The 13,919-nt window shown below is 51.8% G+C and carries 14 protein-coding genes and 3 pseudogenes; 9 read left to right on the plus strand and 8 right to left on the minus strand.

The features are described 5' to 3' along the window. Positions 1-47: 47 nt before the first annotated feature. The 3 genes and pseudogenes from SJI19_RS07935 to SJI19_RS07945 all read right to left on the minus strand — a co-directional run. Positions 48-281: pseudogene (locus SJI19_RS07935) on the minus strand (transposase); the annotation flags it as partial. 265 nt (positions 282-546) lie between these two features. Beyond that, the gene (locus tag SJI19_RS07940; protein ID WP_323477714.1) at positions 547-690 is read right to left on the minus strand and encodes a hypothetical protein; all 144 of its coding nucleotides are present in this window, start codon (positions 688-690) and stop codon (positions 547-549) included. Continuing rightward, positions 659-1,153 carry a hypothetical protein gene (locus tag SJI19_RS07945; RefSeq protein WP_323477715.1) on the minus strand — a complete coding sequence of 165 codons (495 nt, stop codon included), beginning with the start codon at positions 1,151-1,153 and terminating at the stop codon, positions 659-661. The genes SJI19_RS07940 and SJI19_RS07945 overlap by 32 nt, the downstream gene beginning before the upstream one ends. Before the next feature lie 229 nt (positions 1,154-1,382). Between SJI19_RS07945 and SJI19_RS07950 the strand changes: the two genes are divergently transcribed. Further along, positions 1,383-1,511: a hypothetical protein gene (locus SJI19_RS07950; RefSeq protein WP_323477716.1), complete on the plus strand. Its 129-nt coding sequence runs from the start codon at positions 1,383-1,385 to the stop codon at positions 1,509-1,511. Between the two features lie 443 nt (positions 1,512-1,954). Next, entirely contained in the window at positions 1,955-2,113 is a 159-nt protein-coding gene (locus SJI19_RS07955; RefSeq protein WP_323477717.1) for a hypothetical protein, read from the plus strand. 314 nt (positions 2,114-2,427) lie between these two features. Here the strand turns inward: SJI19_RS07955 and tnpA are convergent, their stop codons facing one another. Continuing rightward, the gene (gene tnpA, locus SJI19_RS07960) at positions 2,428-2,859 is read right to left on the minus strand and encodes an IS200/IS605 family transposase (RefSeq protein WP_323477770.1); all 432 of its coding nucleotides are present in this window, start codon (positions 2,857-2,859) and stop codon (positions 2,428-2,430) included. A gap of 51 nt (positions 2,860-2,910) precedes the next feature. Here tnpA and SJI19_RS24815 point away from each other — a divergent pair. From SJI19_RS24815 to SJI19_RS07980, 5 genes and pseudogenes are all read left to right on the plus strand, one after another. Further along, positions 2,911-2,976: pseudogene (locus tag SJI19_RS24815) on the plus strand (helix-turn-helix domain-containing protein); the annotation flags it as partial. A 51-nt stretch (positions 2,977-3,027) separates the two neighbouring features. Continuing rightward, positions 3,028-3,383, plus strand: a pseudogene (locus SJI19_RS07965) (transposase); the annotation flags it as partial. Between the two features lie 409 nt (positions 3,384-3,792). Next, the gene (locus SJI19_RS07970) at positions 3,793-4,407 is read left to right on the plus strand and encodes a methylthioribulose 1-phosphate dehydratase (protein WP_323477718.1); all 615 of its coding nucleotides are present in this window, start codon (positions 3,793-3,795) and stop codon (positions 4,405-4,407) included. Next, complete coding sequence (mtnC, locus tag SJI19_RS07975) at positions 4,404-5,099, plus strand: acireductone synthase (protein ID WP_323477719.1); 696 nt, start codon at positions 4,404-4,406, stop codon at positions 5,097-5,099. The genes SJI19_RS07970 and mtnC overlap by 4 nt, the downstream gene beginning before the upstream one ends. Continuing rightward, positions 5,096-5,641, plus strand: a complete 546-nt coding sequence (locus tag SJI19_RS07980) for an acireductone dioxygenase (protein WP_323477720.1) — start codon at positions 5,096-5,098, stop codon at positions 5,639-5,641. Before mtnC ends, SJI19_RS07980 begins: the two co-directional genes overlap by 4 nt. Positions 5,642-5,752: 111 nt before the next feature. On the opposite strand, the gene mtnA is transcribed toward SJI19_RS07980, so the two are convergent. After that, positions 5,753-6,793 carry an S-methyl-5-thioribose-1-phosphate isomerase gene (gene mtnA / locus SJI19_RS07985; RefSeq protein WP_323477721.1) on the minus strand — a complete coding sequence of 347 codons (1,041 nt, stop codon included), beginning with the start codon at positions 6,791-6,793 and terminating at the stop codon, positions 5,753-5,755. Positions 6,794-6,888: 95 nt separating this feature from the next. Here mtnA and mtnK point away from each other — a divergent pair, with 95 nt between their 5' ends. Continuing rightward, the gene (gene mtnK / locus SJI19_RS07990) at positions 6,889-8,088 is read left to right on the plus strand and encodes an S-methyl-5-thioribose kinase (protein ID WP_323477722.1); all 1,200 of its coding nucleotides are present in this window, start codon (positions 6,889-6,891) and stop codon (positions 8,086-8,088) included. A 631-nt stretch (positions 8,089-8,719) separates the two neighbouring features. On the opposite strand, the gene glpT is transcribed toward mtnK, so the two are convergent. The 3 genes from glpT to SJI19_RS08005 all read right to left on the minus strand — a co-directional run bounded on the left by glpT (position 8,720) and on the right by SJI19_RS08005 (position 11,337). Continuing rightward, positions 8,720-10,075, minus strand: a complete 1,356-nt coding sequence (gene glpT / locus SJI19_RS07995) for a glycerol-3-phosphate transporter (protein ID WP_323477723.1) — start codon at positions 10,073-10,075, stop codon at positions 8,720-8,722. A gap of 326 nt (positions 10,076-10,401) precedes the next feature. Further along, the gene (locus SJI19_RS08000; RefSeq protein ID WP_323477724.1) at positions 10,402-10,713 is read right to left on the minus strand and encodes a putative quinol monooxygenase; all 312 of its coding nucleotides are present in this window, start codon (positions 10,711-10,713) and stop codon (positions 10,402-10,404) included. 42 nt (positions 10,714-10,755) lie between these two features. After that, positions 10,756-11,337 (minus strand): NAD(P)H-dependent oxidoreductase, encoded by a 582-nt coding sequence (locus SJI19_RS08005; RefSeq protein ID WP_323477725.1) that lies wholly within the window; start codon positions 11,335-11,337, stop codon positions 10,756-10,758. Positions 11,338-11,556: 219 nt separating this feature from the next. Here SJI19_RS08005 and parC point away from each other — a divergent pair, with 219 nt between their 5' ends. Further along, the gene (gene parC / locus SJI19_RS08010; RefSeq protein ID WP_323477726.1) at positions 11,557-13,842 is read left to right on the plus strand and encodes a DNA topoisomerase IV subunit A; all 2,286 of its coding nucleotides are present in this window, start codon (positions 11,557-11,559) and stop codon (positions 13,840-13,842) included. Positions 13,843-13,919 lie beyond the last annotated feature (77 nt).

The following is a 13,919-nucleotide window of genomic DNA, read 5'->3' on the forward strand; positions in this document are numbered from 1 at the left end:
AAAAACGAGATTCACCGCCGAATTGCATGTTTTGGCCCAATCCGACCACTGAGTGTGGCGGTCTCGATAACGACCGCCAGGCGGGCTTGCGCCGGCCACTGTTCACTGTTTTTATCTGCACCCGGCACCGGTTTCCCCTCTGCTTTTGCCTGACTACGCCAGTTATAGAGAGTAGCTTCCGATATCCCTTCCATTTGCGCAACTGCAGAGACCGTCATGTTGTACGGAGGAAGTAATTTGGCCAGTGTGGCGGCCTTTCGTTCCGGTGAAATGCGTTTCATATAATGTCCCCATCGCCCCATTAGAGTTTTTGATGGGGGTGTCATCTATCCTGACACTGGGGCACACTGGAGAGCGAAATTTAAGCTTGAAAACCAAAGCGGGTGTGCTTAGCAGTTGCTGTCGATACAACATATTGATTAACATCATATTTATTGAGTGATTGTGGGTAACTGGAAAGGATCACTTGAATATTCAAGCCAAGAGGATTAGTAAAACGCAGACATAAAAAAACCCGCGTTAGCGGGTTTTAGAGGAAGCATATAGTCAACTGGCGTGTACATCACGGGTGCGCAGAGTGCCATTGTGTGCAGCACGCTCAAAAGAATCCTTGAGCTGTTTCATGGCTTCAGCTTTACGCTCAGCCAATGTCATCTGTTTAATTGTGGAAATATCGCGTTTTGAGTACATAACCCATTCCTCCTTCGCCAAGTCCGGCGTTGACTCCATATACTACATCATGCGGCGGTTGCTGTAAAACACGGTCATAAAAACGTTTCAACTTTGGGGTTTCCGCGACGGCCAAATAAGCTCTGGCGTGATAAACATTGTGATGTAGTGTGATTATGGTTTCCAGGGCTTCCGCTAATTCATGAGTGAAGCCATATTGGGTTGAACATTGCCCCTGAGGCGGGGGTTGGTAGAACTCACCACTTTCAAAATTTTCAAGCCTATCAAACTTAACGTCATAGCAGTGAGGAGGAATGTCAAAACCAACCTCTTCGCTTCTGTACGTGTGAATGGCTGGATCGCTTGTGTCGATTTCCGAAAAAATCACAAGAAACTTGTGTGTTTCTATGCAAAAGTCAAAACGATGCGCTGTAAATGCACCGTGAGGGAACTCTTGGAATGCTGTTGATAGATATGTAGGCATATCAATGAGTTATTATTTTTAGATTGGCTATTGTACCAGATTTTTAATGTTCAAGACAGAGTTACCTTTATGTCTAGAGTGTAAAAAATAAATATATTTTACAATTAGTTAGCAACACAGTTGGTCATAAATAATTATCATAGCTTCAAGAGATACGAGATTCCTCATGCCCGACATCATCCGTTCTGATATTATCGAATTATTTTAATAATATTAAATGGAGCCATGTATGCTAGACAGTAAATCAAGAATCAAACTGGCAAAAATTCTTTGCGACAATTTTAATGAAGGAGATTGGACTGAGCTTTTTGCTGTGTGTGATGGTGAAGATATTCCTGATGGGATTTATAAATTTTGACAACATGTTCACTGGCACAATCCAGAGGTTAAAGGGGGTTGCATTGAGGCGGTTAATAAAATTTTAGATCGGGAAAAAGATAATCTCAACCATATATGGGAACTTGATAACGTTCAACGATATGTGAAAATGAAAGACGAGAAATTGCATGCGGAAATAGAGTTCCTTATAAACGCTGAGTCACTTAAAAGTATATCATCTATTCCTGTAAATAACGTTAACGAAACATCTACAAAGCCCTTGCAGATGCCGGAATCCTTATAAATCAGCAAGGGCAACAGAATGCATATGATCGGATCACACGGCTTTACATGGCACGCTGAAGCAAGTTTGCGCTAATAATATTGTTACCACGGGCAGTGAGGCTATACAAGGACTATTGTCACTAATCAATTCCCACTTTAAAAAAGCAAGATCCTGAAAGAAATAGCGAGGTTTTTAATATGCTTAGATCTGCAATATCTATATTGTATAGAGTTAATAACTTGCTAAATAACAATAGCTTATTACATCAAGAAAATAAATTACTTAATGAAGTAGATGCTAAGTTCGCCATCAATTTAGTACGGTCCATTATGAGTTATGTTGATGATTTGATTTAACTCAATCGGAAAGAATCACTCTAATATTTAATCAGTCCAGTGAGTGAGAGTAAAGAATACAAAACGAGATATTTGTCTTATATAAATTGATATCAATACGTTAAATAAACAATATAAAGGAGTACTAAACCGACCAATAGGCTCCCAGTTTCGGGTCTCTTTCGACCAGCGGGCTGGAGCCTGGCTTTTTGCCGCCTGATACACCTGAATGGTCAGAGCCCGGTAGAATACCAAACCCGGACCCTGCTGACTGCCTGATATAACCTGTCCAACTATATGGGGTCAGTTCAAATCGGGCGGTGATATAAGGGGAGCTAATCAGGTGTTTTCTGCGATGCAACATACGCTTTCAGGGTGTCGATGGTTGCGCCTCCTGTACTACACGCAAAATAACAACGTGACCAAAAAATGCCGCGATCACTTTGTTTACGTAGGGGGGTGTTTAACATGCTTACGCGACGGCTACTGATTGATTTCAAATTATTGACCAGCACACTGATCGCCCATTTTGGCGGGTATGCCACCCACAAATGAACGTGATTTCCCTCTCCATCCATCTCAATGATCTCTATTTCGAGTTTCTCAGCAGCAGATAAGAACGCCTCACATATCTGCATTATCATCTTGCCATCCCGTATCTTACGGCGGTATTTCGTCGTAAAAATCAAATGAACAACACGCTTACTGATGCGGTGGCGACGGCGTAGATACCCCGTTAAATCATTGTGATATGCACTCTTTTGAATGATGCCCCATGACGCTATAGATTATGCGTATTCTCTTCATGAGCGCTGAATATGAAAAGAGCAACAAAAGTACGGTTGTACCCTACTGACGAACACGCTGCATGTTTAAAGGTTCAGTTCGGCGCGGTTCGGTTCGCATACAATAAAGCACTTCATATCAGCCGCCACGCTTACCCCCGTCACGTGATAAACGCCAGCCGCAACCTGCGACGCAAACAGAAAGCACTTTGCCGAAGACAACGAGGTAGCGCCAATCGACGCAAAGCACGGTTAATGCTGGGCGCAGTACACGAACGGGTGGCGAACGCCCGCGCCGACGTCCAGCACACACTCTCTCGCGCAATGGTTGACGAAAACCAAGCGGTCATTGTAGAGACACTGAATGCGGAGTTGACCATGACCGCGATATAAACGCGGCGCTCAACATCCAGTGCAAGGGCATAATAGAATTACCCGCGGCGGGACGCGTCGTTTCTGCCCATCGAGGCCAGCGTAAATCCGTCATACAGACGGTTGCGGCCTAAGAAGTGGGAAACCTCGCCGTTTACGGCGGGGAGCAGTCACTTGAATGGTTCGAGAATCAATAACGTGATCGATATTGTTGAACCAAAGCAAACGTTTTCACTTCACGACTCATGCCCCGCCTTACGAATTAAGTTCGAGTTGCAGGAAGGCGGCGACGCAGAGACAAACCTGTCTGGAGCAGATTTGAACGCGATCTGTTGCGGCCCCGCTAAGGGCGAGGCCCAGGGATGGGTTGAGTATTGCCAACGCACCTGCAGCTTGAAGTATGACGGGTATATAAGGCGTTTGGGATAAATTGAATATGTTGTCGGCACATTAACCTGATGTTACTCTTTGGCTATAAAGCCATATGGATGTTTAAACGGCTAAAATAGTAGGATCATTATTAACACCAGGGGATAAATCACTATGTCGGAAGACGGGCAACTCGCCGCATTGGTGGACGCGTGTCATTGGATTGGCGCCAGGGGATGGTGTCCCGCCACTGGCGGCAATATGTCGATACGCAGCAGCGAGCAACGCTGTCTGATCAGTGAATCGGGTAAAGACAAGGGTTCGTTGCGGGTGGAGGATTTTCTGGCGGTGGATATCGCCAGTAACCAGGTAGACGATACGCGGACCCCTTCCGCCGAGACCGGTCTACATACCCTGCTTTATCGCAGCCATCCGGCGGTAGGGGCCATTTTGCATACCCATTCGGTAAACGCCACCGTTCTGTCCCGAGCCGAACTGGGTCCTACGCTGGATCTGACCGGGTATGAGATGCAAAAATCCCTTACCGGGGTCGGCAGCCACCTGGAGTCCGTGGTCATCGCGATTTTTGAGAACCATCAGGATATCCCGACCTTGGCGGCACAGGTTGCCGAGCGTCATCATCGCGACCCGCTGCGTTTTGGTTTTCTAGTGCGCGGCCACGGTTTGTATTGCTGGGGCCGAGACATTCAGCAAGCGCGACGTCACCTGGAAGGCCTCGAGTTTTTGTTCCACTGCGAGTTACAGCGTCGGCTATTGGAGACCAAATGATTAAGGCGATTGTGTGCGATATCGAAGGGACCACCAGCGACATCCGTTTTGTTCACCAGGTGCTGTTTCCCTATGCACGCGAACGGCTGGCGGCTTATCTACGCCAGCACCAAGATCAGCCTGATGTTGCGTTGGCCCTTGGCGAGTTGCGCTGCGAAATAGGCCAACCGGCCGCCGATCTGCCAAGTCTTATCACCACGCTGTTCGGTTTTATGGATCAGGATTGCAAGTCCACCGCGCTAAAGGCTTTGCAAGGCATGATTTGGCGCGATGGGTACCAGCAGGGGGATTTTCGCGGCCACCTTTACCCTGATGTGGCGCCTCAGTTGGAAACCTGGCAGCGCGAGGGAATACGGTTGTATGTCTATTCTTCCGGATCGGTACAAGCACAGCAATTACTGTTCGGTTATAGCGATGCCGGCGATCTGCGGCCGCTGTTCAGCGGTTATTTTGATACCCGCGTCGGCGCCAAACGTGACATCAGCGCGTATCGCGCCATTGCTGGCGAGTTAAAACTGCCTCCCGCGGACGTGCTGTTTCTTTCGGATACCACACCGGAGCTGGACGCCGCGCGCGCCGCAGGCTGGCTCACCTGCCAGTTGGTGCGGGATCTGCTGGTAGCAGACGTGACATCCATGCACCCTCAGGTACATCGTTTTGACCAGATTGACTTACAGGAGATGGCTCAATGAGCGCGTTAACCATTTTTACTGATACCGATGCTGGCCAATCGATATGGCAAAGTTGCGATGCCGAGGCCATTGGCCGTCAGCTTGACGCCATCGGGGTCAGGTTTGAACGCTGGCGAGCCGACCGTGATGTCGGTGACGACCCGCAGCCCGCCGAGGTACTGGCTGCTTATCAACATGCTATCGACCGGCTGGTAGCGGAAAAAGGCTACCAAAGCTGGGATGTGATCAGCATGCGACCCAACCATCCCGAGCGGGAGGCGCTGCGCGCCAAGTTTTTGTCGGAGCATACCCACGGCGAAGACGAAGTCCGTTTTTTTGTCGAAGGGTCTGGTCTGTTTTGCCTGCATCTTCACGGAAAAATCTGGCAAATCCTGTGCGAGAAAGATGATCTTATTTCAGTGCCCGCCGGTACTCCGCACTGGTTTGATATGGGGGCTGAACCCAATTTCACCGCCATCCGGGTTTTTGATAACCCGGATGGATGGGTGGCGAGGTTCACCGGCGATGGCATTGCCGACCATTACCCGCGCCTGGTGCGTTAACACCGGGCCAACGCCCCTTAGGCCAGCGCGCCATGCTGGGTAGGCTGGCAGCGTCGCTCGCTGTATAAGAGTTAAAGACCCTCGCCACTGGCTGCGGCGGTGGGTGAGCGATTACCGGTCGGCCGCCGTCAGCCCTTGGCGGAAAACGCCCGCGGCGGCCATGGCCGGGGTGATGATGCCGGTGTCCAGTACCCAGGCGCTAATCAGTGCCGCCGGGGTGACGTCGAAGGCCGGGTTATCGACCTTCGCCTGTTCCGGTGCCCAGCGGCAACTGCCGAAACTGCCGCTGACGCCGGTCACTTCCTCCGCCGGACGCTGTTCTATGGGAATGGACTCGCCGTTCGGGCAGTGTGGGTCGTGGGTGGTATGGGGTGCTGCGACATAAAATGGAATGCCATGGTAATGGGCCAGCACTGCCAGACTGTAGGTGCCAATTTTGTTGGCCACATCGCCGTTGGCGGCAATGCGATCCGCCCCTACCCAAACCGCGTCCACCACCCCCCGTGCCATCAGGCCTGCGGCCATGGCATCGCAGATCAGCTGATAGGGAATACCCAACTCGCCCAGTTCCCAGGCGGTCAATCGTCCCCCCTGTAGCAGTGGCCGGGTTTCATCCACCCAGACCTGGCGTACCTTGCCCAGGGCGGCGGCATGGCGAATGACCCCTAGCGCGGTGCCGATGCCCGCAGTGGCTAGCCCACCGGTATTGCAATGGGTCAGCAGGCGACTGTCGGGCGTAACCAGTCCCACCCCATGACCGGCGATGGCCAGGCAAAGCCCCCGATCCTCCTCCACCAACTGCAGTGCTTGCGTGACCATAGCGGCGGCATAATCGTCCCGATCCAGTGCCGCCGCCATGCGAGCCATATTGTTCATCAAATTTACCGCTGTCGGCCGAGCCTCACGCAGAACCGCTAGCGCCGTGCGCAGTAGGTCGCGTCTCATTCCCTGTTCAGCCAGTAACCCCAGGAGCAGGCTGGCGGTCAGGCCGATTAGCGGCGCACCGCGCACCCGCAAGGTGCGGATATGATCCACCAGATCCGCCACTGTATCCGTAGCGCACCAGCTCTGCTCCTGCGGTAGCTTTTGTTGGTCCAAAATCCACAAGCGATTGTCGCGAATTTGCATACTGGTGGTGTTAAGGTTTTGCATGAAATGTTAAGTCCTTTTGGGCAATTGCAACTTATTCCGTATTCTGACAACATGGCATAAAGAAGTATAGACGTCTAAACGTTTGAGGTGTTGATATGTCGAAATACCATACCCTTACCGCCGCCGGTGCCGTGGACTATGCCCGTCAATATGCCGGCTTGTCCGATCCCCAATCCTTGGTGGATGCGCAGGAGGTCGGTGACGGCAACCTGAATTTAGTGTTTAAAATCCTCGATAGCCAGGGAATCAGTCGGATCATCGTCAAACAGGCGTTACCCTATGTGCGTTGCGTCGGCGAATCCTGGCCGCTTACGCTCGATCGCGCCAGGATCGAAGCGCAAACCCTATTGGTCCATGGACAGTATTGCCCACAGCACACGGTACGTATCCTGCATCACGACCCCCAATTAGCAGTGATGATACAAGAAGATCTCTCTGATCATGTCATCTGGCGGCGCGAACTGCTGCTGGGGGTACATTATCCGCAGGCCGCACGTCAACTGGGGGAATATCTGGCGCAAGCGCTGTTTCATACCTCCGATTTTTTCCTGTCAGCCCAGCGCAAAAAAGCCCAGGTGGCGCGGTTTCTCAACCCGGAAATGTGCCAGATCACCGAAGATCTGTTTTTCACCGAGCCCTATCAGATTCATGAACGTAATGCCTATCCACCAGCGCTGGAACCGGAGGTGACAGCGCTGCGCGTGGATCGGTCGCTTAACCTGGCGGTGGCCGGTTTAAAGCACCGGTTCCTGAGCCAGGCCGAGGCGTTGCTGCATGGCGATATTCATAGCGGTTCGGTGTTTGTGGCTAATGGTCGCTTAAAGGTTATTGACGCGGAATTCGGTTTTTACGGCCCGATGGGTTTCGACATCGGTACCGCCATGGGTAATTTATTGCTTAATTATTGCGGACTGCCCGGGTTGTTGGCGCTACGTGAAGCGGCAAGCGGTCGTGAACAGCGATTGCGGGACATACGTGAACTGTGGTTGGCCTTTAGCGAGGGTTTTCTGGCGCTGGCGGCAGAAAAAACCACTGATGCCATGCTGGCTACCCCGGGTTACGCCCATCAATTCCTGCTCGGGGTGTGGCGCGACGCCGTTGGTTTTTGCGGCACCGAGTTGATTCGCCGCACGATGGGTTTTGCCCATGTAGCCGATCTTGATGGCATTGGCGACGACGTCATGCGTCTTGACTGCCAGCGCCATGCGCTCAGCATGGGGAATATGCTGATCATCGCCGCGCCGCATATCAGTGACGTTGATGCGCTGATAGCCCGTATCCGGCAAAACGGCTAGTGGTGGAATTGCGGTATTTTTTTACCGCCGCTGCCCTGTTTTTCTCATGGGTTCTTCTATACTGACATAACGATATCGTCGAGTTAAGTTAGACAAAACAACAACCCATAAGAAGGAATAGGGAATGAAAATATTTCTGTGGATTATTGCGATTATCTTTATTGTTGGTTTACTGACCCTGACAGGGGTGTTTAAGCTTATCTTCTGATACCCATACCCGTCATACTTCGCGCTGCAGGTGCGTTGGCTGCGCTCATTCACCCGAATTACTTACCGGAGTAAGCTCATCGGGGTTCATTCGTTTGCCGCCTGCCTGCAACACGAATTATTTAGGGTATCCCGTCATACTTCGCGCTGCAGGTGCGTTGGCTGCGCTCATTCACCCGAATCACTTACTGGAGTAAGCTCATCGGGGTTCATTCGTTTGCCGCCTGCCTGCAACACGAATTATTTAGGGTATCCCGTCATACTTCGCGCTGCAGGTGCGTTGGCTGCGCTCATTCACCCGAATCACTTACTGGAGTAAGCTCATCGGGGTTCATTCGTTTGCCGCCTGCCTGCAACACGAATTATTTAGGGTATCCCGTCATGCTTCGCGCTGAATGAACGCAGCCACCTGTGGGCGTCAGGATCAGTCAGTGGCCATGATTAATGTCTGACGGTGTTTTTTTTCGCTCAGCATAGTCAGTGCTAGCAGCAGCACCGCCAGCAGACACCCGCCGATCATCACGATAAAACCACCATCCCAACCGAAATAGTCCACGGTATACCCCACGATGGAGCTTGCAGCCACTGAGCCGCCCAGATAACCAAACAGGCCGGTAAATCCGGCGGCGGTGCCAGCAGCCTTTTTCGGTGCCAGCTCCAGCGCATGCAGACCGATCAGCATCACCGGGCCATAGATTAGGAAACCAATCACGATCATACATAGCATATCGATGCCAGGATTACCGGCGGGGTTGAGCCAATAAACCACTGTGGCGATGGTCACCAACACCATAAAAAACATGCCCGTGGCGCCGCGGTTGCCTTTGAACAAGCGATCTGACATCCAGCCGCACAGCAACGTACCGGGAATACCGGCATATTCATAAAGGAAATAGGTCCAGGACGACTTGTCTAGCGAAAAGTGTTTTACCTCTTTAAGGTAGGTAGGTGACCAGTCGAGGATGCCGTAGCGCAGCAGGTAAACGAAGACGTTGGCCAATGCGATATACCATAATAGTTTATTTGGAAAGATATACCGTTGCAGAATTTGCCGGGTGCTCAGTTCCTGTTCGGCAGACTGTGGGTCATAGTCGACCGGGTAGTCGTTTTTATACTCTTCAATCACGGGCAGGCCGCAGGACTGCGGCGTATCGCGCATCAGCACATAGGCTGCCAAGGCGATGATAATGGCGACGATGGCCGGCATATACAGTGCGCAATGCCAATCATTAAACCAGACCATGCCCAACAGAAACAGCAGTGGCGGGATGCCGCCGCCGACGTTGTGGGCACAGTTCCAGACGGAAACCACCGACCCCCTTTCCTTATGGGACCACCAATGTACCATGATCCGGCCACAGGGCGGCCAGCCCATGCCTTGGAACCACCCGCAGATAAACAGCAGGATAAACATAATGGCGATGCTTGATGTTGCCCAGGGCACTAAACCCATAAACAACATTACCGACGCGGCCAATACCAACCCGGCGGGTAAAAAAATGCGTGGATTAGAGCGATCGGAAATCGATCCCATTACAAATTTAGAAATGCCATAAGCAATGGAAATACCTGAAAACGCGAGCCCCAGATCTCCGTGGCTGTAACCTTGTTCAACCAGGTAGGGCATCGCCAGGGCAAAGTTCTTACGGACTAAGTAGTAGGCGGCGTAACCGAAAAAAATACCAAAGAAAATTTGCCAACGCAGGCGGCGATAAAGTGAGTCGATTCGTTGATCAGGTACACGGGGTTTATGGGCTGCGGGTCTAAACAAACTTAGCATTGCGTCTCCGGTAGTCATGAAAAAGTAATGGCATGGTGTTGCAGAGGCGAAGTATGGCGGGGGAGAACGACCCTGTCGCGCCTTGAGGTTGCAAACCGTGGCACAGGTCGGAACGCATTTTCAGAATGTAATAGCGCTTTAATGGAAAATGATAATAACCATTTTTTTAATAAGGTTTAATGAAATCATAATGTCACGCGGATGGGCATGACCTGCGGGTTCGTTAACCGGGACTGCGGTAGATTCGGTGTTGGCGGGTTTGGCGGCGGGGTTTGAGAACATTAAAGGGGAGCATTTGGCTCCCCTTTAATGGGTGCACTCGATAATCAATCCGTGCGTTTTTCCAGAATATGAAAAGTGACGTCCACAACATCGTTCCTGATATGGGCACGGTGCTCATCCATATGCTGAGCTTGTTGGTGCTGTTCAAGATGGCGGATACTTTTCCACTGCTCCAGCATGAAGATGGAGTCGGGGGCGGTTTTGCGCCACGGCACTTGCGCTTTATAGTCGGTCAGCAAAGTATATTCGCCGCAGCCATCTTCGGCTAATACGCTGGGCCTAAGGGCCTGGATGGCAGCTAAAACCGCTTCTCTTCGTCCCGGTTTCACTTTGATTTCTGCAATTACCGTGATCATCTATTCCTCAGTCTTTGGATGTTAATGTGGGTTCGGCACTAGTTAACCAAAGACGCGCCCGAGATGCTCGCGATATTTTATAATGTCTTGTTCAATTTGTGGTTGCTTTATGACGTCGTTGAGGATAAACGTCGGCAACATTGACATTCCGAGAAACTGATTGGCTTTGTGGAAAGGCAGGTAAACACCATCCACGCCCACGCCGGTAAAAAACTGTTCAGCATCCGTAAATGCGTCTAACGGCGCGTTCCAGGTTAGCGAAAGCATATAGTGGGTACCCTGCAACAGGCCGCCAGAGCCATATTGTTTGCTGCTGTCCGCGCGTGAGCGTCCATCGCTGGCGTAGAGTCGGCCGTGGCCGGCGGTGAAAACGTCATCAATGTACTTTTTCAGGATCCAGGGTGTCCCCATCCACCAGCCGGGCATTTGGTAAATAACCGCGTCCGCCCAGAGGTAATGGGTAATTTCCTGTTCAATGTCATAACCCTGATCCACTGCCGTAATACGAACCTCGTGACCGGCATCGGTCAGTTGGGTTGCGGCGACGTCGGTTAAGGTGTTATTCAGCATGCCTTGCGAATGGGCGAACTTTTTCCCTGCGTTAATAATGAATATCTTTTGCATGTGGTCCCGCCTTAAGTGTGTTTGCAGGAGTCTAGTCCTGGCGGCGGTAAGGAAACAGACCGCGCAGCGCAGAACATTTTTGCGCCTCGCGCAATAAACCGTAGCGATTAACCCCTGTGACAGTCGGGGGGCGGATAAGGTAGTATCATGGGCTATCAACACTAACCAAGGGCGTGGCTATCCACCAGACCATGCCGCGGTGAGAGGAAATACTGATCAATGAGTGATTTGGCTCATGACGGCGCCGAACGTTTGTCGCTGCATAAATTTACCGAGAGTGCGTACCTGAACTATTCCATGTACGTCATTATGGACCGCGCGTTGCCGTTTATCGGTGATGGTCTCAAACCGGTCCAGCGCCGCATCGTTTATGCGATGTCAGAGTTGGGGCTCAGCGCCAACGCCAAGTATAAGAAGTCTGCCCGTACCGTGGGTGACGTGTTGGGCAAATACCATCCTCATGGCGACAGTGCCTGTTATGAAGCGATGGTGTTGATGGCCCAGCCCTTTTCCTATCGCTATCCACTGGTGGATGGTCAAGGAAACTGGGGAGCGCCCGATGATCCGAAATCCTTCGCTGCCATGCGATATACCGAATCCCGGCTGTCTAAATATGCCGAGTTGCTGTTAGGCGAACTTGGGCAGGGCACGGTGGATTATGCCCCTAATTTTGACGGTACGTTGCAAGAGCCGAAAACCCTGCCGGCGCGGTTGCCCAATATTCTGCTCAACGGTACTACCGGCATCGCGGTTGGCATGGCCACGGATATTCCGCCACATAACGTCGGCGAGATCGGTGCGGCGATCATTGCGCTGTTGCAAAACCCTGCGACCTCGCTTGAGGAACTGCTTAATTACGTCAAAGGCCCGGATTTTCCCACCGAGGCGGAAATTATCACGCCCAGTGACGATATTCGTAAAATCTATCAGACCGGGCGCGGCTCGGTGCGCATGCGCGCCCTGTGGAAAATTGAGGACGGCGAAGCGGTGATCACTGCCTTGCCCCATCAGGTTTCCGGCGCCAAGGTGCTTGAGCAGATCGCCGCGCAGATGCGGGCGAAAAAGTTGCCAATGGTGGAGGATCTGCGTGATGAGTCCGATCATGAAAACCCCACCCGACTGGTGGTGGTGCCACGTTCCAATCGAGTGGACCTTGATCAGGTGATGCACCATTTATTCGCCACCACCGATCTGGAGCGCAGCTATCGCATTAATATGAACATGATTGGACTCGATGCCCGGCCGTCGGTGAAAAACCTGTTGGAAATTCTCACTGAATGGTTGGTGTATCGCCGGGATACGGTACGACGCCGCCTGAACTATCGGCTGGAAAAAGTCCTGCGGCGCCTGCATATTTTGCAAGGGTTGCTGGTGGCTTATCTTAATCTTGATGAAGTCATCCATATTATTCGCACCGCAGATGAACCGAAGCGGGAATTGATAGAGCGCTTTGCGTTAAGCGATACCCAGGCCGATGCGATTCTGGAGTTAAAACTGCGGCACCTCGCCAAGCTTGAGGAAATGAAGATTCGCGGGGAGCAGGCTGAGCTGGAAAAGGAGCGCGATAAATTACAGGGGATCCTGGCCTCCGAACGTAAGTTGAGCAATGTGCTGAAAAAAGAAATTGAGGCTGATATTGCCACTTTTGGCGATGCTCGCCGTTCACCACTGGTAGAACGCGGTGAAGCCAAGGCCTTGAGTGAGAACGAATTGACACCTTCGGAACCGGTGACTATTGTTCTTTCCACCATGGGCTGGGTGCGCAGTGCCAAAGGCCATGATATCGACCCCAGTGCGTTAAATTACAAATCCGGTGATAATTTCCTGTCCTCCATTCGGGGCAAAAGTAATCAGCCGGTCGTGTTTATCGACTCCACCGGGCGCAGCTATGCGTTGGAACCTGCGACGCTGCCCTCGGCCAGGGGGCAAGGCGAGCCGCTTACCGGCAAGCTGACGCTGCCGCCAGGCGCGACTGTGGGACAGATGATTACCGCAACTGATGATCAGAAGCTGTTGCTGGCGTCGGATGCGGGGTATGGTTTTGTGTGTACCTTTAATGATTTAGTCGCTCGTAATCGGGCCGGTAAGGCAATGTTGACGCTGCCCGAAAATGCCCGTGTCATGGCACCGCTTTGGGTTCGTGATGATATCGAACAGCTGTTGCTGGTGATCAGTGAGGCTGGACGGTTGCTGTTATTCCCGGCGGGCGATTTACCGCAGTTGTCCAAAGGTAAGGGCAATAAAATTATCTCCATCGCCTCGGCGGATGCGGCGGCAGGTAACGATCGTCTGCTCTGGATGCTGCTGCTTTCCACCCAAGCCTCGGTGACGTTGTTTGTCGGCAAACGCAAGCTGACGCTGCGCGCTGAGGAGCTACAGAAATACCGTGCCGAACGTGGGCGCAAAGGAACGCTGTTACCCCGGGGTCTGCAGCGTATCGACCGGGTGGAAGTAGACGATCCGTTGGCGGAGATCAACGACGAAACGGCGCCGCCGGCCCAATAATTGTCGTGCCCGGCACACTCAGCGTTCCGGGCAGGGTCAAATCTGGGTAAAATTGCGTTGTGGGATGGGTTAAGTGA

Source organism: Acerihabitans sp. TG2 (assembly GCF_035013185.1).
Classification (GTDB): Bacteria; Pseudomonadota; Gammaproteobacteria; order Enterobacterales; family Enterobacteriaceae; genus Acerihabitans.

Excerpts from the sequence above, each read along its gene's own strand:
- SJI19_RS07940 (WP_323477714.1), bottom strand. The coding sequence starts at position 690 with ATGTACTCAAAACGCGATATTTCCACAATTAAACAGATGACATTGGCT.
- SJI19_RS07945 (WP_323477715.1), bottom strand. The coding sequence starts at position 1,153 with ATGCCTACATATCTATCAACAGCATTCCAAGAGTTCCCTCACGGTGCA.
- SJI19_RS07950 (WP_323477716.1), top strand. The coding sequence starts at position 1,383 with ATGCTAGACAGTAAATCAAGAATCAAACTGGCAAAAATTCTTTGCGAC.
- SJI19_RS07955 (WP_323477717.1), top strand. The coding sequence starts at position 1,955 with ATGCTTAGATCTGCAATATCTATATTGTATAGAGTTAATAACTTGCTA.
- SJI19_RS07970 (WP_323477718.1), top strand. The coding sequence starts at position 3,793 with ATGTCGGAAGACGGGCAACTCGCCGCATTGGTGGACGCGTGTCATTGG.
- mtnC (WP_323477719.1), top strand. The coding sequence starts at position 4,404 with ATGATTAAGGCGATTGTGTGCGATATCGAAGGGACCACCAGCGACATC.
- SJI19_RS07980 (WP_323477720.1), top strand. The coding sequence starts at position 5,096 with ATGAGCGCGTTAACCATTTTTACTGATACCGATGCTGGCCAATCGATA.
- mtnA (WP_323477721.1), bottom strand. The coding sequence starts at position 6,793 with ATGCAAAACCTTAACACCACCAGTATGCAAATTCGCGACAATCGCTTG.
- mtnK (WP_323477722.1), top strand. The coding sequence starts at position 6,889 with ATGTCGAAATACCATACCCTTACCGCCGCCGGTGCCGTGGACTATGCC.
- glpT (WP_323477723.1), bottom strand. The coding sequence starts at position 10,075 with ATGCTAAGTTTGTTTAGACCCGCAGCCCATAAACCCCGTGTACCTGAT.
- SJI19_RS08000 (WP_323477724.1), bottom strand. The coding sequence starts at position 10,713 with ATGATCACGGTAATTGCAGAAATCAAAGTGAAACCGGGACGAAGAGAA.
- SJI19_RS08005 (WP_323477725.1), bottom strand. The coding sequence starts at position 11,337 with ATGCAAAAGATATTCATTATTAACGCAGGGAAAAAGTTCGCCCATTCG.
- parC (WP_323477726.1), top strand. The coding sequence starts at position 11,557 with ATGAGTGATTTGGCTCATGACGGCGCCGAACGTTTGTCGCTGCATAAA.